At 65.1% G+C, this 17,699-nt stretch carries 14 protein-coding genes; 2 read left to right on the plus strand and 12 right to left on the minus strand.

What is annotated here, in order from left to right; all coding sequences use genetic code 11:
* Positions 1-391: 391 nt before the first annotated feature.
* Complete coding sequence (locus ABNX08_RS14560) at positions 392-1,231, plus strand: GNAT family N-acetyltransferase (protein WP_041681098.1); 840 nt, start codon at positions 392-394, stop codon at positions 1,229-1,231.
* 57 nt (positions 1,232-1,288) lie between these two features.
* Here ABNX08_RS14560 and ppx read toward each other — a convergent pair whose 3' ends face one another.
* Entirely contained in the window at positions 1,289-2,821 is a 1,533-nt protein-coding gene (ppx, locus tag ABNX08_RS14565; protein WP_022535810.1) for an exopolyphosphatase, read from the minus strand.
* Between the two features lie 199 nt (positions 2,822-3,020).
* Here ppx and ppk1 point away from each other — a divergent pair, with 199 nt between their 5' ends.
* Positions 3,021-5,108 carry a polyphosphate kinase 1 gene (gene ppk1 / locus ABNX08_RS14570; protein WP_041681527.1) on the plus strand — a complete coding sequence of 696 codons (2,088 nt, stop codon included), beginning with the start codon at positions 3,021-3,023 and terminating at the stop codon, positions 5,106-5,108.
* A gap of 57 nt (positions 5,109-5,165) precedes the next feature.
* On the opposite strand, the gene phoR is transcribed toward ppk1, so the two are convergent.
* From phoR to ABNX08_RS14625, 11 genes are all read right to left on the minus strand, one after another.
* Positions 5,166-6,551 carry a phosphate regulon sensor histidine kinase PhoR gene (phoR, locus tag ABNX08_RS14575; protein WP_022535812.1) on the minus strand — a complete coding sequence of 462 codons (1,386 nt, stop codon included), beginning with the start codon at positions 6,549-6,551 and terminating at the stop codon, positions 5,166-5,168.
* 145 nt (positions 6,552-6,696) lie between these two features.
* Positions 6,697-7,404: a phosphate regulon transcriptional regulator PhoB gene (gene phoB, locus ABNX08_RS14580; protein WP_022535813.1), complete on the minus strand. Its 708-nt coding sequence runs from the start codon at positions 7,402-7,404 to the stop codon at positions 6,697-6,699.
* Positions 7,405-7,459: 55 nt separating this feature from the next.
* Complete coding sequence (gene phoU / locus ABNX08_RS14585) at positions 7,460-8,164, minus strand: phosphate signaling complex protein PhoU (protein WP_022535814.1); 705 nt, start codon at positions 8,162-8,164, stop codon at positions 7,460-7,462.
* A 55-nt stretch (positions 8,165-8,219) separates the two neighbouring features.
* Positions 8,220-9,008: a phosphate ABC transporter ATP-binding protein PstB gene (pstB, locus tag ABNX08_RS14590; RefSeq protein WP_022535815.1), complete on the minus strand. Its 789-nt coding sequence runs from the start codon at positions 9,006-9,008 to the stop codon at positions 8,220-8,222.
* Positions 9,009-9,061: 53 nt separating this feature from the next.
* Positions 9,062-9,970 carry a phosphate ABC transporter permease PstA gene (gene pstA / locus ABNX08_RS14595; protein WP_022535816.1) on the minus strand — a complete coding sequence of 303 codons (909 nt, stop codon included), beginning with the start codon at positions 9,968-9,970 and terminating at the stop codon, positions 9,062-9,064.
* Positions 9,967-10,935 (minus strand): phosphate ABC transporter permease PstC, encoded by a 969-nt coding sequence (pstC, locus tag ABNX08_RS14600; RefSeq protein ID WP_022535817.1) that lies wholly within the window; start codon positions 10,933-10,935, stop codon positions 9,967-9,969. Before pstC ends, pstA begins: the two co-directional genes overlap by 4 nt.
* Positions 10,936-11,053: 118 nt before the next feature.
* Positions 11,054-12,085, minus strand: a complete 1,032-nt coding sequence (pstS, locus tag ABNX08_RS14605; protein ID WP_022535818.1) for a phosphate ABC transporter substrate-binding protein PstS — start codon at positions 12,083-12,085, stop codon at positions 11,054-11,056.
* Positions 12,086-12,316: 231 nt separating this feature from the next.
* On the minus strand, positions 12,317-13,660 hold the full coding sequence (glmM, locus tag ABNX08_RS14610; RefSeq protein ID WP_022535819.1) for a phosphoglucosamine mutase: 1,344 nt from the start codon (positions 13,658-13,660) through the stop codon (positions 12,317-12,319).
* Positions 13,661-13,744: 84 nt separating this feature from the next.
* Positions 13,745-14,620 (minus strand): dihydropteroate synthase, encoded by an 876-nt coding sequence (folP, locus tag ABNX08_RS14615; protein WP_041681099.1) that lies wholly within the window; start codon positions 14,618-14,620, stop codon positions 13,745-13,747.
* A gap of 135 nt (positions 14,621-14,755) precedes the next feature.
* Entirely contained in the window at positions 14,756-16,639 is a 1,884-nt protein-coding gene (ftsH, locus tag ABNX08_RS14620) for an ATP-dependent zinc metalloprotease FtsH (protein WP_022535821.1), read from the minus strand.
* Positions 16,640-16,796: 157 nt separating this feature from the next.
* Entirely contained in the window at positions 16,797-17,462 is a 666-nt protein-coding gene (locus tag ABNX08_RS14625) for an RlmE family RNA methyltransferase (RefSeq protein ID WP_022535822.1), read from the minus strand.
* Positions 17,463-17,699: the final 237 nt, after the last annotated feature.

A 17,699-nucleotide genomic window follows, 5' to 3' on the forward strand; every position in this document is an offset into this window, starting at 1 on the left:
TCAAGCGCGCCGAATGCCGGCCACGCCCATTCCACGCGGCTCGGCCGCGTCACCTCACTCCCCATCGCTATCCCACAAAATCAGAAATTGCTGATGGCCTGCGGAATCTCCCGTCCCTAGAGTCGCTACGGTGTCGCCTGCGCGGTGCCGGGCTCGCCCTGCCCCGTGCATGGGCGCCGACCGCAGGTGTCACGGATTCCCCATGAACCGCCCGCCCCACCGCCAGCCCCGCCACGAGGCCCTCACCGCGCTGGCGGACCCATCACACGAAGATCCCCAGTCTCCCGCCGCGGCGCGCACCGTCACGGAAGCGTCATCGGCGGGTCACGGCACTGTCACCGGGCCTGACTACATTGCATCGCAACAGTTTCGTCACCAAAAGGACATACTGATGCGAGACCTCCCGACGCCTACCCAGCCGCTCTTCGACTCTCTGCCCAATGGCCTCGGCGGCCAGACGGCGCGGAGGCGTCTTCCTCGTCAATCGGATACGGCAAATGAGTCGCCTGCTCTCAGCGTGGCGTGGGCGCGCCACCAGGACGAAGTAGTCGAGGCGCAGCGCCTGCGCTACAAGGTGTTTGCCGAGGAGATGGGCGCGCGCCTGACATCCTCGGTGCCCGAACTGGACATCGACATGTTCGATGCCTACTGCGACCACCTGATCGTGCGCGACCTGGCCACGCTGCGCGTGGTCGGCACCTACCGCGTGCTGCCGCCGCACCAGGCCAAGCGGATGGGCTGCCTGTACGCGGAATCGGAATTCGACCTGGTGCGCCTGGCGCACCTGCGCCCCAAGATGCTGGAACTGGGCCGCTCGTGCGTGCACCGCGACTACCGTTCGGGCAGCGTGATCATGGCCCTGTGGGGCGGCCTGGGCGAGTACCTGCAGCGCTGGGGCATCGAGTCGATGCTGGGCTGCGCCAGCGTGCCCATGAGCGACGGCGGCCACTACGCGGCCAGCCTGCACCGCCTGTTCACCGAGCGCTCGCTGGCGCCAATCGAGTACCACGCTTTCCCGCGCCTGCCGCTGCCGGTCGAGGACCTGAACCAGCAGCTGGAGGTGGAGCCGCCCGCACTGATCAAGGGCTACCTGCGCCTGGGCGCCAAGATCTGCGGCCAGCCGGCCTGGGACCCGGACTTCAACGTGGCGGACTTCCTGACGCTGCTGCGCGTGAACGACATGAACCCGCGCTACGCCCGCCACTTCCTGGGCCTGAACAACGCCGCCTGAGCGGCGGCTTCCCTTCGGCCGCCTCCCCGGCGGCCGCTTTCCCCGCGCTCAGTCGTCTCAGTCGTAGACAACCTTGTAGCGCTTGCCGATCCGCTGCCATTCGTCGGCCTCCTGCGCGAGGCTGTATTCGATCAGCGGATTGGCCTCGATCCACGTCTTCGGCAGCTTCACCGTGAAGCCCTCGTCCAGTGCTTCGGCCAGCTGGCTGACGCGGATATCGGGCAAGGCCACGTCCGAGCGGCGGCGGCACAGCACGAAGGCCAGCCGCAGGCTGAACAGCATGCGCCAGTCGACGAACTTGCCGCTGCCCGAGAGCTTGCCGAGCTTGCCCGCATGGCCCAGCAGCAGCGTCGCCAGCCGCGCCTGGTCGGTCTTGGAAAACCCCGGCATGTCCGCGTGCGTGGCGATATAAGCCGAATGCTTGTGGTAGCCGCTGTGCGAGATCGACATGCCGATCTCATGCAGGCTGGCGGCCCAGCCCAGCAGCAGCAGGTTGTCCTCGCGCCGTTCGTTGGCAGGTTCCGGGAACTGTGCCAGCAGCGCCTGCGCGGTGCCGCGCACCCGTGCGGACTGGGCCCGGTCCACGCCATAGCGCCGCATGAACTGGTCGACCGTGACCGTGCGCATGTCCTCGTGGTGGCTGCGCCCGAGCAGGTCGTACAGCACGCCAAGGCGCAGCGCGCCGTCGGTGACGTCCATGCGGTCGATATCGAGTTCGGCAAACACGCCGAGCATGATCGACAGGCCGCCGGGCAGCACCGGGATGCGGTCCGGCTTGAGACCGGTCAGCTTGACGCGGTTAGTGTTTTCAGCCTTGATCAGCGCGCGCTTGAGCCGCTCCAGCCCCTCGCGCGTGATGCCGTGCTCAGACGGGTTGTCATTCATGCCGTTGAGCTCGATCAACTCGGCCAGCGCGCGCGCGGTGCCTGACGAGCCCACCGCCTGCTCCCAGCCGGCGGCGCGGTACTGGCGCACCAGCACCTGGATCTCGCGGCGCGCGGCCAGTTCGGCCTGCTTCATCGCGTAGTCATCGACATTGCCGCTGGGGAAGAACTGGCGGCTGTGCGAGACACAGCCGATATACAGGCTCTCCATCAGCTTGGACTGATAGCCACTGCCGATGATGAACTCGGTCGAGCCGCCGCCGATATCGACCACCAACCGGTTGCCCTGGCACGCCGGCGCATCATGCGAGGCGCCGAGGTAGATCAGCCGCGCCTCTTCGCGCCCTGCGATAACTTCGATCGGGAAGCCGAGGGCGCTTTCGGCCTCGATCAGGAATTCCGACGCATTCTTGGCCACGCGCAGGGTGTTGGTGGCCACGGCGCGCACCTGGTTGGGCGCGAAGTCGCGCAGCCGGTCGCCGAAGCGTCGCAGCGCGTCGATGCCGCGGCGGCGCGCGGGCTGGTCCAGGTATTTGTCGGGCGTCAGGCCGGCGGCCAGGCGCACCGGCTCGCGCAGCGCGTCGACCTGGAAGATCTGGCTGGCCGGGCCGCTGGCGGTAGGGGTTTCGTCCACCCGCCCGATCATCAGGCGGAAGCTGTTCGAGCCCATGTCGACGGCGGCCAGCAGGCGTGGGGAATTGTTCATCGTGTGATTGGAGGGCTGGTTCGCGTTGGCGTTGCGCGTTCATGCGATGGCGGCGGGTGCATGGTAGTGCCTCCGGCCGGCGCTCGCGCCCGGGAAAAATATGTCGTTGTCATGTCCACATCATGACAAAATCAAACTGTCATGAAAATGACACGTTGCTATGGAAAAGTCGCCACATTACCAAAGAAAGCCCATGCTCATGTCGACGACTCCGCCCAGTACGCTGCTCAATCGCGAACTGGGCATCCTGGAATTCAACGCTCGCGTCCTGGCGCAAGCGGCGGACCCGAAGATCCCACTGCTGGAGCGGCTGAAATTCATCTGCATCGTGTCCAGCAATCTGGACGAATTTTTTGAAATCCGCATGGCAGGCCTGAAAGAACAGATGCGCGACAACGCGTCGGGCCTGACGCCGGACGGCCTTTCTTTCCAGCAGACCTACCGGCTTGTCACCGAGCGCACGCAACGGCTTGTTGCTTCGCAGTATGACATGCTGCAGAACACCATCTTTCCACTTCTTGAAAAAGAAGGGGTCTTTTTCCACCTGACCACCACCTGGACCGACGCCCAGCGCGAATGGGCGCGCGAGTTCTTCACGCGCGAGCTGGCGCCGGTGCTGACCCCGATCGCACTGGACCCGGCCCACCCTTTTCCGCGCGTGCTCAACAAGAGCCTGAACTTCGTGGTGGAACTGTCCGGCAAGGACGCCTTCGGGCGCGAGGCCGACCTCGCCATCGTGCAGGCGCCGCGCGCGCTGCCGCGCGTGGTCAAGATGCCGGAGAAGCTGTCGGGCTACCCGTTCGGCTTCGTGATGCTGTCCTCCTTCATGCAGGGCTTCGTGCACGAGCTGTTTCCGGCAATCGAGGTGCACGGCTGCTTCCAGTTCCGCGTCACGCGCAATTCCGACCTGTTTGTGTCGGAAGACGAAATCACCGACCTGCGCGAGGCATTGCAGGGCGAACTGCCCACGCGCCATTTCGGCGACACCGTGCGACTGGAAATCTCGTCCGACACCCCCAACCCGCTGGCGCGCCGCCTGCTGCTGGAATCAGGGCTGGCCGAGCAGGACCTGTACCGGGTGTCCGGCCCGGTGAACCTGGTGCGCCTGATGCAGATCCCCGACATGGTGGACCGGCCCGCGCTCAAGTACTCGCCGTACGTGCCCGCGCCGGTCAAGGCCTTTGCCACCGGCGCGTCGATGTTCGATGTGATGCGCCAGCAGGACGTGCTGCTGCACCACCCGTACGAGAGCTTCAACTCCGTGCTCGACCTGCTGCAGCTGGCCGCGGCCGACCCCAACGTGGTCGCGATCAAGCAGACGGTCTACCGCACCGGCAACGAGTCGCTGGTGATGGAAGCGCTGATGACCGCCGCGCGCAACGGCAAGGAAGTGACGGTGGTGGTGGAGCTGCTGGCGCGCTTTGACGAGGAAACCAATATCAACTGGGCCGAGCGGCTGGAATCCGCCGGCGCGCACGTAATCTACGGCGTGGTCGGCCACAAGTGCCACGCCAAGATGCTGCTGATCGTGCGGCGCGAGCCCACCGGCCCCAAGGCCAAGCAGGTCAAGCTGCGCCGCTACGCGCACCTGGGCACCGGCAATTACCATCCGCGCACCGCCCGACTCTACACCGACTTCGGCCTGCTGACCGCCAACGAGGCGATCTGCGAAGACGTGCACCACGTGTTCCAGCTGCTGACCGGCACCGCCGGCACCATCCGGCTGAACCACCTGTGGCAGTCGCCCTTCACCATGCAGAGCAACCTGGTCGACCATATCCGCGCCGAGGCCCGCAACGCGCGCGCGGGCAAGCCGGCGCGGATCATCGCCAAGATGAATGCGCTGCTGGAACCGTCGATCATCGACGAGCTCTACAAGGCCTCGCGCGCGGGCGTGAAGATCGACCTGATCGTGCGCGGCGTGTGCGCGCTGATGCCGGGCGTGCCGGGCATGTCGGAAAACATCTCGGTGCGCTCAATTGTCGGGCGCTTCCTGGAGCACCATCGGGTCTACTATTTCCGCGCCGGCGGTGAGGACGTGCTGTACCTGTCCAGCGCCGACTGGATGGATCGCAACCTGTTTCGCCGCGTGGAGGTCGCCTTCCCGGTCTTGGACAGGGCACTGAAGGCGCGCGTCATCAAGGAAAGCCTGCAGGTGCACCTGCGCGATAATGCGTCGGCGTGGATCATGCAGCCGGACGGCAACTACATGCGCAGGCAGACCCGCTCCAAGCATCCGCATGTCAGCCAGAACGACATGCTGGAAATGTTCGGCGGCACGCCGTGAACGGAGCCGCTCGGATGCAAAGGAAAACCCCGCTGCGGCGGGATTTTTCTTTGTGTGTCAGGCTGCGCGCCGCGAGGAATCCGGCGCCTGCGGCGATGTCGAGACGCCCGTGGGAGGTACCGCGGCTATCGTCCCGTCGCCGCCCGCCGACCGCACGCTGCGCTCGAGCGGGAAGATCACCCGGAACACACTGCCGCGGCCAACCTCGCTGGTCACGCGCAAATCGGCATGGTGGCGCGACAGCACGTGCTTGACGATGGCAAGTCCCAGGCCGGTGCCGCCGGTATCGCGCGAGCGGCTGCGGTCGACACGGTAGAAGCGCTCGGTCAGCCGCGGAATATGTTCTGGCGCGATACCCAGTCCGGTATCGGCCACCGAGAACACTGCATGGCCGTCCTCCCAGCCAAGCCGCATCGTGATGCGCCCGCCGTCCGGCGTGTAGCGCACCGCATTGGACACCAGGTTGCCTAGCGCGGACAGCAATTCGGTTTCCGCGCCGCGCAAGCCCACGGTGGTGTCGATCTCGGCCGATACCTGGTGCCGCCCTTGCGACAGCGCCTCGGCGTCGTGCCTGAGATGCGCCACCATCGCCTGCACCGGCACGATGTCGTTGCCCGGCGCCTGCTCATCGCTTTCCAGCCTGGCCAGCGCCAGCAGGTCCTCGACGATGCTCTGCATGCGCACCGACTGCACCAGCATCAGGTCGATATAGCGCCGGCGATCCTCCTCCGATACCGGCAGGTCGCGCACGGTTTCCAGAAAGCCGGTCAGCACCGTCAGCGGCGTCTTCAGCTCGTGCGAGACGTTGGCGACGAAATCGCGGCGCATGGCCTCGGTGTTCTCGAGCTTGGTGATGTCCTGCGTGATGACCAGCTTGCGGTTGTCGCCATACGGCAGGATCTGCACCGCGATCACGCTGTGCTTGTGTTCGCCCATGTCGCGCATCACCAGCGGCTCGTCAAAGCGCTGCCGCGTCAGGTAGTGGACGAACTCGGGCCGGCGGATCAGGTGAGTGATGCGCTGGCGCACATCGCGCCGCGCATTCAGGCCGAAGTGCTGCTCGGCCACGTCGTTGCACCATTCGATCTGGTCGGCGTCGTCCAGCATCAGCACGCCGTTGGGCGAGGCCTGGATCGCCTGGATAAAGCGCGTGTGCTGCTGCTCGACCTGCAGCACCTGGGTGCGCCAGCGCTTGACCAGCCGGTGCAGCCGGTAATAGACCTCGCCCCACAGGCCGAGCGCGCTCGGGATTTCGCCGTAGACCGGCGCGTCCAGCACCTTCCACAAGCGGTTGATCTGGTACAGGTAATAGCAAAGCAGCGAGAACAGCGCGGCGCAGGCAAGCGCCAGCGCCGGCACCGGGCCGAAGGCCAGGTAGATACCGGCGGACAGCACCAGCAGACCGATCAGGATGGCCGCGGAACGGGCCCAGATGACATTCATGCGCAGGGTTCAGGCTTGCGACCCGGATTGTGATAAGGGCCGCTTAGTTGCGACGGAGTGTGCCACGATTTCGCCGCGCCCTGCCAGCAGCGTGGAGATCGGTGGCCGGACCGGGCGACGCGTGCCGCCCGGCCGGCCGGAAGCGTCAGGCGCCGGGGGTGCGCGCCAGCCGGTAGCCGCTGCCGCGCACGGTTTCGATCATATTGCTGTAGCCGCCCGGCGTAAGCGCCGCCCGCAGGCGCTTGATATGGACGTCGACGGTGCGTTCCTCGACAAAGACGTGGTCGCCCCAGACCTGGTCGAGCAATTGCGACCGGCTGTGCACACGCTCCGGATGCGTCATCAGGAAGTGCAGCAGACGGAACTCGGTGGGGCCCAGGTCCAGCTTGATCGGACCGCTGTCGTCCTGCCCGGTGACGCGGTGCGTGGCCGGGTCCAGCCGCAGGCCGTTGATCGCGACCACGTCGTCGGTGAGCTGCGGCGCGCGGCGGCGCAGCACGGCCTTGATCCGCGCCAGCAGTTCCTTGGGCGAGAACGGCTTGGTAACGTAGTCGTCCGCGCCGGCTTCCAGCCCCATCACCTTGTCCTGCTCCTCGCCGCGCGCGGTCAGCATGATGATGGGGATCTGGCGGGTGCGGTCGTTGGCTCGCAACTCCTTGGCGAAGTTAGCACCCGACTTGCCGGGGAGCATCCAGTCCAGCAGCACCAGGTCAGGCAGCACGTCGCTCATCAGCGACAGCGCCTGCTCGGCGTTGTAGGCCCGGATCGGATAGTGCCCCGCGTGCTGCAGGTTGACGGCGATCAGTTCAGCGATCGCCGGTTCGTCTTCGACAACGAGAATACTGCTTGGCATGTGTATCGTTCTCCGTATAGAACCCGTTTCATGATGTAACGGATTCTTAGGCCGCTCAGCTCAGCGCTTCGCGCTCCATGTCCTCGCGCGAGACATGGCGGACGTCCGTCCCCTTGACAATGTAAATGATAAATTCCGCGATGTTCTTGGCGTGGTCGCCGATGCGCTCGATCGCCTTGGCAATGAACAGGAAGTCCAGTGCGACCGAGATCGTACGCGGGTCTTCCATCATGTACGTGATCAGCTTGCGCACGAAGCCGCGGAATTCCTCGTCGATGGCCTTGTCGTCCTTGACGATGCGCGCCGCCGCCACGGTATCCAGGCGGGCAAAGGCGTCCAGCGCCTGGCGCAGCAGCGAGATCGCCATCTCGCCCGAGAGCTTGACCTCGGCGTAGTTGATGCTGTGTGCCGACGCATCTTCCATGATGTGCTTGGTGCGCTTGGCGACCTTCTCGGCCTCGTCGCCGGCGCGCTCGAGGTTGGTGATGGTCTTGGAGATGGCCATCACCAGGCGCAGGTCGCGCGCGGTCGGCTGGCGCCGGGCAATAATGTTGCCGCAGTCGGCATCGATCTCGACTTCCAGCGCATTGAGCTGCTGCTCGCGGGCGATGACCTGGTCGGCGACCTCACCGTCGAAATCGGACAGCGCGCGCATGGCGAGCTCGATCTGCGACTCGACCAGGCCGCCCATCTGCAGCAGCTTGGTATTGATCGCGTTGAGGTCGGCGTCGAACTGGGTCGACAGGTGCTTGTCTGGCATGGGATTCTCCTGGCCGCTGTTTGTATGCTACGCCTTGCGGTGACAATCGGCCGAATCAACCGAAGCGGCCGGTAATGTAGTCTTCCGTTTCCTTGCGGTGCGGCTTGATGAAGATCTTCTCGGTTTCGCCGAACTCGATCAGCTCGCCCAGGTACATGTAGGCGGTGTAGTCCGAGCAGCGCGCCGCCTGCTGCATGTTGTGGGTAACGATCACGACCGTGTACTCGTCCTTGAGCTCGGCGATCAGTTCTTCGATGCGGCCAGTGGAGATCGGGTCCAGCGCCGAGCACGGCTCGTCCAGCAGCAGCACTTCCGGGCGGATGGCGATGCCGCGCGCGATGCACAGGCGCTGCTGCTGGCCGCCGGACAGGCCGTAGCCCGACTGGTTCAGCTTGTCCTTGGCCTCGTTCCACAGCGCCGCCTTGGTCAGCGCCCATTCCACGCGATCATCCATTTCCGAGCGCGACAGCTTCTCGAACAGGCGTACGCCGAAGGCGATGTTGTCGTAGATCGACATCGGGAACGGCGTCGGCTTCTGAAACACCATGCCGACCTTGGCGCGCAGCAGGGCGATGTCCTGGCGCGCAGTCAGCAGGTTGTCGCCGTCCATGTTGATCTCGCCTTCGGCACGCTGCTCGGGGTACAGCGCATACATCTTGTTGAAGGTGCGCAGCAGCGTCGACTTGCCGCAGCCCGACGGCCCGATAAAGGCCGTGACCTTGCGGTCGGGGATCGACATGTTGATGTTCTTCAGCGCATGGAACTGGCCGTAGTAGAAGTTCAGGTTGCGCACGTCGATCTTGGCGCGTACCGAATCGGGAATGTCGATGACGGTGGATGTCATTGCGTTTCTCGCTTGCAGTCTTTGGGGCAGGACGGGTTGCGTGGTCCGGCCGCTTATTTCTTGAACAGGATGCGCGCCAGGATATTCAGGGCCAGCACGCCGATCGTAATCAGGAACACACCCGCCCAGGCCAGCTGCTGCCATTCGGTGAACGGGCTCATGGCGAAGCGGAAGATCGTCACTGGCAGGTTGGCCATCGGCTTGTTCAGGTCGCTGGTCCAGAACTGGTTGGACAGCGCGGTGAACAGCAGCGGCGCGGTTTCGCCGGCGATACGGGCCACTGCCAGCAATACCCCGGTCACAATCCCGGCGTACGATGACTTCACCGTGATCGACATCACCATCTTCCACTTGGGCGTGCCCAGGGCGAAGGCGGCCTCGCGCAGCGCGTTGGGCACCAGGTTCAGCATGTTCTCAGTGGTGCGCACCACGATCGGCACCTGCAGCAGCGCCAGCGCGCAGATCCCGGCCCAGCCCGAGAAGTGGCCCATGCGGGTCACCACCAGCGCGTAGACAAAGAGGCCGATCACGATCGACGGCGCCGACAGCAGGATGTCGTTGATAAAGCGGATAAAGCTGGCCAGCGGCGAGCTCTTGCCATACTCGGCCAGGTAGATGCCGGCCAGGATGCCCAGCGGCGTGCCGAACAGCGTGGCCATGCCGACCATCACGAAGCTGCCGAAGATGGCATTGGCCAGGCCACCGCCGGCGGTGTTGGGGGGCGGCGTCATCTGCGTGAACAGGTTCAGCGAGAGGCCACCTACGCCCAGCGTGACGGTGGTCCACAAAATCCACGCCAGCCAGAACAGGCCGAAGCCCATCGCCACCAGCGAGGCGGTCAGCGCATACAGGTTGGTGCGGCGGCGGCGCGCCTGCAGCCGGGCACGGATGGCATCCGCGTCAGGGCGGACCGCCGGAATCGATACGCTAGAGGTAGACACGGCTTGGCTCGCGTGGCTCATTTGGTACCCTCATTCTTTGCCAGTCGCAGCAGCAGCAGCTTGGACAGCGCCAGCACCACGAAGGTAATGAAGAACAGGATCAGGCCCAGCTCCATCAGCGCGGCGGTGTGCAGGCCGGCGCCGGCTTCGGCGAACTCGTTGGCGAGCGCCGAGGTGATGCTGTTGCCCGGCGAGAACAGCGAGGCGCTGTCCAGCAGGTTGGTATTGCCGATCACGAAGGTCACGGCCATGGTTTCGCCCAGCGCGCGGCCCAGGCCGAGCATGACGCCGCCGATGACGCCGGCGCGGGTGTATGGCAGCACCACGTTCCACATCACTTCCCAGGTGGTGCAGCCCACGCCGTAGGCGGATTCCTTGAGCAGCACCGGCGTGACTTCGAACACGTCGCGCATCACCGAGGCGATGTACGGGATGATCATGATCGCCAGGATCACGCCCGCGCACAGCAGGCCGATGCCCAGCGGCGCGCCCTGGAACAGCTTGCCGACCACCGGCAGCTGGCCGACCGTGGCGGCCAGGGGCTTCTGGAAATACTCGCCGAAGATCGGCGCGAACACGAGCAGGCCCCACATGCCGTAGACGATCGACGGCACCGCGGCCAGCAGTTCGATGGCGGTGCCGAGCGGGCGGCGCAGCCACGCCGGCGACAGCTCGGTCAGGAACAGCGCGATGCCGAAGCTCACCGGCACCGCGATGATCAGCGCGATCAGGGAGGTCACGATGGTGCCGTAGATCGGCACCAGCGCACCGTAGACATCGGCGGGGGGATCCCACTCCGCGGTCCACAGGAAGCGCGCGCCGAAGGTCTGGATCGACGGCCAGGCGCTGATCGCGAGCGAGACGATGATGCCGCCCAGCAGCAGCAGCGTCACGATGGCGGCGCCGCGCGTCAGGCCGCCGAACAGGATATCGCCGGTGCGGCTCGGGGGCTGGACGTTGCGGATCTCGGAAGGGGTAGTCGCCATGTTGGGAATTCAGGGTGGATCGCCGCTCCCGCCTGGGCGGGGAGCCCGGTGTCCGGGCCAGTTTCGGGCAGCCCGGACACCGGCCCCGCATTCACGCGGGGCCGACGATGCCGTCAGATCAGTACAGCGCCTTGCCCGAGGCGTCCTTGACGCTGGTCTTCCAGGTCGAGCGGATCTGGTTGACCACGTTTTCCGGCAGCGGCACGTAGTCCAGGTCGGCCGCCATGTTGGCGCCGCTCTTGTAGGCCCAGTCGAAGAACTTCAGCACTTCCGCGCCCTGCGCAGCCTTTTCCTGGTTCTTGTGGACCAGGATGAAGGTCGCGCCGGCGATCGGCCACGCATCCTTGCCCGACTGGTTGGTCAGGATCTGGTAGTAGCTCTTGCTCCAGTCGGCACCGGCGGCGGCGGCCTTGAAGGCATCGTCGCCCGGCTTGACCACGGCACCCGATGCGTTCTTCATGTTCACGTGGGTCATCTTGTTCTGCTTGGCGTAGGCGTACTCAACGTAGCCGATGGCGCCGTTCAGGCGCTGCACGAAAGCGGCCACGCCTTCATTGCCCTTGCCGCCGGTGCCGCCACCCGGCCAGTTGACCGTGGTGCCCTCGCCCACCGAGCTCTTCCAGTCGGGGCTGACCTTGGACAGGTAGTTGGTGAAGATGAAGGTGGTGCCCGAACCATCGGCACGGCGCACCGGCAGGATGTCCTGGTTCGGCAGCTTGGCTTGCGGGTTCAGCGCCTTGATCGCGGGGTCATCCCACTTCTTGATCTTGCCCAGGTAGATGTTGGCCAGCACCTCGCCGGTGATGGTCAGGTCGCCCGGCTTGATGCCTTGCAGGTTGATCACCGGCACCACGCCACCAATCACGGTCGGGAACTGGACCAGGCCCTGCTTGTTCAGTTCCTCGTCCTTCAGCGGCGCGTCCGAGGCGCCGAAATCGACCGTCTTGGCGCCGATCTGCTTGATGCCGCCCGACGAGCCGATGGATTGATAGTTGACCTTGTTGCCCGTTGCTTTTTGGTATGCGTCGGCCCACTTGGAATACACGGGCGCCGGGAAAGAAGCGCCTGCACCGGTAATTTCCGCCGCGAACGCAGTGCCTGCTACCACCATCGAAACGATGCCTGCCACGGCAGTCTTGACCAGCTTCATATGTCCTCCAGAGAACATTGGTTGGGAATGACAAATTTTTGACAAGACGAACTCTAAGCCCCCCATATGACAATTCCGTGACATCTTTAAATCTTCTCGAAACCCACTGCCAGCAAGGGATCACGGGCGCCAGCGCACTGTCATGACGCCGAAATATGACGGCGGTTAATTGCGTTCCAGCACAAAAAAACGCCGGGACTGGCCCGGCGTTCTTCGTGAGGGTGAGGCGTATCAGGCGCCCAGCGCGTCTGCCAGGGTTTTGGCTGCGCGCTCGGCCATCTCGGCCTGTTCGGCCTCGACCATCACGCGCACCACCGGCTCCGTACCCGAAGCGCGGATCAGCACCCGGCCGCGACCTTCCAGCTGCGGCTCGATGGTTGCGCGCGCGGCCTGCAGGCCGGCATGCGACTGCCAGTCGAAGCCCTTCTGCACACGCACGTTGATCAGCGTCTGCGGGAACAAGTCCACGCCTTCCAGCAGCTGCGCCAGCGTCTTGCCGCTGCGGCGCAGCGCCGCCAGCACCTGGAGCGCCGACACGATGCCGTCGCCGGTGCTGTGCCGGTCCAGGCACAGCAGGTGGCCGGAGCCTTCGCCGCCCAGCGTCCACTTGCGCTTGTTCAGCTCTTCCAGCACATAACGGTCGCCCACCTTGGCGCGCACGAACTCGACACCCTGGCGCTTGAGCGCCAGCTCCACCGCCATATTGGTCATCAGCGTGCCGACGGCACCCGGCACCGACTGGCCAACGGCCTGGCGGTCGCGCACGATCAGGTACAGCAGTTCATCGCCGTTGTAGAGGCGTCCGCTCGCGTCCACCACCTGTAGCCGGTCGGCGTCGCCGTCGAAGGCCAGGCCCAGGTCCGCGCCATTGGCCCTGACCGCCTCGATCAGCTTGGCCGGCGCGGTGGCACCGTAGCCGTCGTTGATATTGCGGCCGTCCGGCTGGTTGCCGATGGAAACGACGTCGGCGCCCAGTTCATGGAACACATGCGGGGCGATGTGGTAGGCCGCGCCGTGGGCACAATCGACCACCAGCTTGAGCCCGTGCAGGTCCTGCTCATGCGGGAACGTGCTCTTGCAGAATTCGATATAGCGGCCGGGGGCATCGTTGATGCGGCGCGCGCGGCCCAGTTCCTCGGAAGGCGCGCATACCATCGACTCCTCCATGGCGGCCTCGATTTCGGCCTCTACCTCATCGGGCAGCTTGTCGCCATCGGCGGAGAAGAACTTGATGCCGTTGTCGTAGTACGGGTTGTGGCTGGCCGAGATCACCACCCCGGCCGACAGCCGCAGCGCGCGCGTCAGGTAGGCGATGCCGGGGGTGGGCAGCGGCCCGGTCAGCAGCACGTGCACGCCGGCCGAGGTGAAGCCGGCTTCCAGCGCGGCTTCCAGCATGTAACCGGAAATGCGCGTGTCCTTGCCGATCAGCACGGTCGGGCGACCCTGCCCGGTCCTGGCCCCGTGGGCCAGCACCTTGCCGGCGGCATGGCCCAGGCGCATCACGAAATCCGGCGTGATCGGCGCCTCGCCAACCCTGCCCCGTATGCCATCCGTCCCGAAGTACTTGCGTGTCATTCGCTGATTCCCTTTCCGTTCTCTGTTCGTTGCTCCGTCAGGCGCTCTCTGGCGCTCTGTCCTGCACTTTTCCGGCGATGCGCCTCAGACCCCACCGACGGCTTCGTTGCGCACCGCCCACCAGGTCTTCACGGCATCCACCGTCTGCCCGACATCATGCACCCGTACGATAAATGCTCCGCGCTCTACCGCACACACCGCCGCGGCAATGCTGGCAGCGATCCGTTGTTGCGGCGCGCGCCCGCCGAGGATCGCACCTAGCGTGGATTTGCGCGAGATGCCCGCCAGCACCGGCAGGCCCTCCAGCGCCAGCCGCGGCAGTTGCCCCAGCAGGCGCAGATTATGATCGGGCGTCTTGCCGAAGCCAAACCCCGGATCGAGGGATAGTCGGGCGTCGTCGATACCGGCAGCGCGCAGCGCGGCGATGCGTTCGGCCAGGAACTCGGCCACCTCGGCGACCACGTCGTCGTAGTGCGGGTCTTCCTGCATGGTCTGCGGGTCGCGCTGCATGTGCATCACGCACAGGCCGGCCTGGCCGGCTTCCGGCGCCGCCAGCGCCTCGACCGCGCCCGGCATGCGAAAACCCCAGATATCGTTGATGAGATCGGCTCCGGCCGCAAGCGCGGCGCGCATGACCTCGGGCTTGTAGGTGTCGATCGACAGCGGCTTGCCGCAGTCGCGCAGCGCTTCGACCACCGGGATCACGCGGGCCAGCTCGTCTTCCAGCGGCAGCGCGGCCGAGCCCGGGCGGCTGGACTCGCCACCGATATCAATGATGTCCACGCCCTCCGCGATCATCTGCTCGGCATGGCGCAGCGCCGCATCGCGGCTGGTGTGCTGGCCGCCGTCGGAGAACGAATCGGGCGTAACGTTGAGGATGCCCATCACCAGCGGGCGCTGGTCCAGCGCAAAGCGAAAGCGTCCGCACTGAAAGTACCGGGTCTGAGAAGTCTGCTGCAAGGTCAGAATACTTGAGGAAAGTCTGTGCGCGAACCCGTCGCGCAAAAAGAAAAGCCGGTGCACCAGGCACCGGCTTCGGGTACAGCCACTACACAGCTACCACCATTACGTCGTCAGGCCGACGAAATCGCGGGATCAGGCCGTGGCAGGCGCGTTGGTCGGCGCCACCGGCGAGCCGCCCGGAGGCGTGCTGCCGCCGCCGTTCTGGCCCGACGCGCTGCGCGGCGGACGCGGCGGCTTGCCGGCCATGATGTCGTTCACCTGGTCGGCATCAATGGTTTCCCATTCCATCAGCGCGTTGGTCATGGCCTCGACCTTGTCGCGGTTCTCTTCGAGCAGGCGCTTGGCCAGCGCATATTGCTCGTCGATGATGCGGCGGATCTCAGCGTCGACCTTCTGCTGCGTGGCTTCCGATACGGTCTTCGACGACAGCTTGCCGAACATGCCGTCCTGCTCGGTGTCCACGTAGACCATGGCGCCAAGCGAGTCGCTCATGCCGAAGCGGGTCACCATATCGCGGGCGATCTTGGTGGCACGTTCGAAGTCGTTGGAAGCGCCGGTGCTCATGGCGTTGAGGAAGACCTCTTCCGCCGCGCGGCCGCCGAAGAGGATGGCGACCTCTTCCAGCATGCTGTCCTTGTACTTCGAATACTTGTCATGCTCCGGCAGCTGCCAGGTCACGCCCAGCGCCCAGCCACGCGGCATGATGGTGACCTTGTGCACCGGGTCAGCCTTGGGCAGCAGCTTGGCCACCACCGCATGGCCCGACTCGTGGTAAGCCGTGGCCCGGCGCTCTTCTTCGCGCATGACCGTCGACTTGCGCTCCGGACCCATGTAGATCTTGTCCTTGGCATCCTCGAAGTCCTGCATGTCGACCACGCGCTTGCTCCGGCGGGCGGCAAACAGCGCGGCCTCGTTGACCAGGTTGGCCAGATCGGCGCCCGAGAAGCCCGGGGTGCCGCGCGCGATGATCGAGGCGTCGACATCGTTGCCGATCGGCACCTTGCGCATATGGACCTTCAGGATCTGCTCGCGGCCGCGGATATCCGGCAGGCCCACGTAGACCTGGCGGTCGAAGCGGCCCGGACGCAGCAGCGCCTTGTCCAGCACGTCGGCACGGTTGGTCGCGGCGATCACGATCACGCCCGAGTTGGCCTCGAAGCCGTCCATCTCGACCAGCATCTGGTTCAAGGTCTGCTCGCGCTCGTCGTTGCCGCCGCCCATGCCGGCGCCACGATGGCGGCCGACCGCGTCGATTTCATCGATGAACACGATGCAAGGGGCCTGCTTCTTGGCGTTCTCGAACATGTCGCGCACGCGGGCCGCGCCCACGCCAACGAACATTTCCACGAAGTCGGAACCCGAGATACTGAAGAACGGCACCTTGGCCTCGCCGGCGATGGCGCGCGCCAGCAGCGTCTTGCCGGTACCCGGAGGGCCGACCAGCAGCACGCCGCGCGGGATACGGCCGCCCAGCTTCTGGAACTTCTGCGGGTCCTTCAGGAAGTCGACCAGTTCGACCACTTCTTCCTTGGACTCGTCGCAGCCGGCCACGTCCTGGAACGTGACGGCGTTCTGGTTCTCATCGATCAGGCGCGCACGCGACTTGCCAAATGAGAAGGCGCCGCCTTTCCCGCCGCCCTGCATCTGGCGCATCATGTAGAACCAGAACACGATGATCAGCAGGGTCGGCCCAAGGTAATACAGGGCCTGGACCAACACGTTAGGTTCGTCGTCCGCCTTGCCGGTCACCTGGACGCCGTACTTCATCAGGTCGCCGACCATCCAGATGTCGCCCGGCGAGATGATGGTGTACTTGGCGCCTTCCTTAGGCGAGACCACCAGGTTGCGGCCCTGCACGTCGACACGCGACACCTTGCCGTTCTTGGCGTCATCCATGAACTGCGAATAGGTGACGCTGTCCTGCGCACGGGGCTTGTCGAACTGCTTGAAGACGGTAAACAAAACCAGCGCGATCACGAGCCAGATTGCCGCCTTTTGAAACAGGTTGTTATTCAAGGCCGAACTCCTTTGCAATTGCCTTGCCAACGGATAGCTGCATTGTAATGCAGCGCCCGCCCTCGGGGGGAAACAGCGAAACTATGACGCCAATAGCAGCGGGTGGGGCACTTTCCCCTTCTTTTTTCGCCCTGGCCTGGATCGGGGTCGGAATCGGTCAATCCACCGTCTTGAGGTAACGCCCAAGGATAAAGGTCTCGGAAGACTTGTCTCGCGACGCCTTGGGCTTGCGTTTCGCGACCAGTTTGAACTGCCGTTTGAACTTCTCCACGATCTGGCTGTAGCCGCTCCCGTGGAAACACTTTACCAGTAATGCCCCCTCCGGCTTCAGATGGGCCTGCGCAAATTCCAGCGCGAGGTCGCACAGGTACTCGATCCGGGCCGAATCCGCGGAAGCCACACCCGACAAGTTGGGGGCCATGTCGGACAATACAAGGTCGATCTTGTCGCCGCCGGAGGCGTCCAGCACCACACTTTCGAGCTGGCGGAATACCGCTTCCTCACGGAAATCGCCCTGGATAAAAGTGACGTCGGCGACAGCCTCCATCGGCAGCAGGTCGATCGCGACCACGGCGCCGTCGATCTTGCCGTCCCTGGCCCGCGGCGACGCCGCCAGCTTGTTGCGGGCGTACTGGCTCCAGCTGCCAGGCGCCGCGCCCAGGTCGACGATCACCTGGCCCGGACGGATCAGCTTGTCCTGCTCGTCGATCTCCTTGAGCTTGTACGCCGCGCGGGCGCGATACCCCTCCCGCTGCGCCATCTTCACATACGGATCGTTGATGTGGTCGTGCAGCCACGAATGGTTAAACTTGTTTTTTGCCATGCCTAATACCAGCCCTGTTACCTGCCTGTTCCCCGCCCCCGTTGCCTGCCAACGCCGCGCGCCGAAGGATTTTCTACTGTTTTGATGATTTTGCCGCCCGACAGTGCCGGATTGACGGATAATACGCGCCAATCCGCATCCCGACCGCCGGCGAACCCCATGGGCCCCGCCGGTTTGCCGCCCCGGGCGGTCGTCGGAAGCCTGCCCTTGCCCGGCCGCCGTGTCCATGATTGCCGG

Origin of the sequence: Cupriavidus sp. DF5525 (assembly GCF_040149425.2) — a bacterium.
Lineage (GTDB): Bacteria > Pseudomonadota > Gammaproteobacteria > Burkholderiales > Burkholderiaceae > Cupriavidus > Cupriavidus pickettii_A.

Bases quoted from the DNA above. Each gene is read 5' to 3' on its own strand.
- ABNX08_RS14560 (WP_041681098.1), top strand. From the start codon at position 392: ATGCGAGACCTCCCGACGCCTACCCAGCCGCTCTTCGACTCTCTGCCC.
- ppx (WP_022535810.1), bottom strand. From the start codon at position 2,821: ATGAACAATTCCCCACGCCTGCTGGCCGCCGTCGACATGGGCTCGAAC.
- ppk1 (WP_041681527.1), top strand. From the start codon at position 3,021: ATGTCGACGACTCCGCCCAGTACGCTGCTCAATCGCGAACTGGGCATC.
- phoR (WP_022535812.1), bottom strand. From the start codon at position 6,551: ATGAATGTCATCTGGGCCCGTTCCGCGGCCATCCTGATCGGTCTGCTG.
- phoB (WP_022535813.1), bottom strand. From the start codon at position 7,404: ATGCCAAGCAGTATTCTCGTTGTCGAAGACGAACCGGCGATCGCTGAA.
- phoU (WP_022535814.1), bottom strand. From the start codon at position 8,164: ATGCCAGACAAGCACCTGTCGACCCAGTTCGACGCCGACCTCAACGCG.
- pstB (WP_022535815.1), bottom strand. From the start codon at position 9,008: ATGACATCCACCGTCATCGACATTCCCGATTCGGTACGCGCCAAGATC.
- pstA (WP_022535816.1), bottom strand. From the start codon at position 9,970: ATGAGCCACGCGAGCCAAGCCGTGTCTACCTCTAGCGTATCGATTCCG.
- pstC (WP_022535817.1), bottom strand. From the start codon at position 10,935: ATGGCGACTACCCCTTCCGAGATCCGCAACGTCCAGCCCCCGAGCCGC.
- pstS (WP_022535818.1), bottom strand. From the start codon at position 12,085: ATGAAGCTGGTCAAGACTGCCGTGGCAGGCATCGTTTCGATGGTGGTA.
- glmM (WP_022535819.1), bottom strand. From the start codon at position 13,660: ATGACACGCAAGTACTTCGGGACGGATGGCATACGGGGCAGGGTTGGC.
- ABNX08_RS14625 (WP_022535822.1), bottom strand. From the start codon at position 17,462: ATGGCAAAAAACAAGTTTAACCATTCGTGGCTGCACGACCACATCAAC.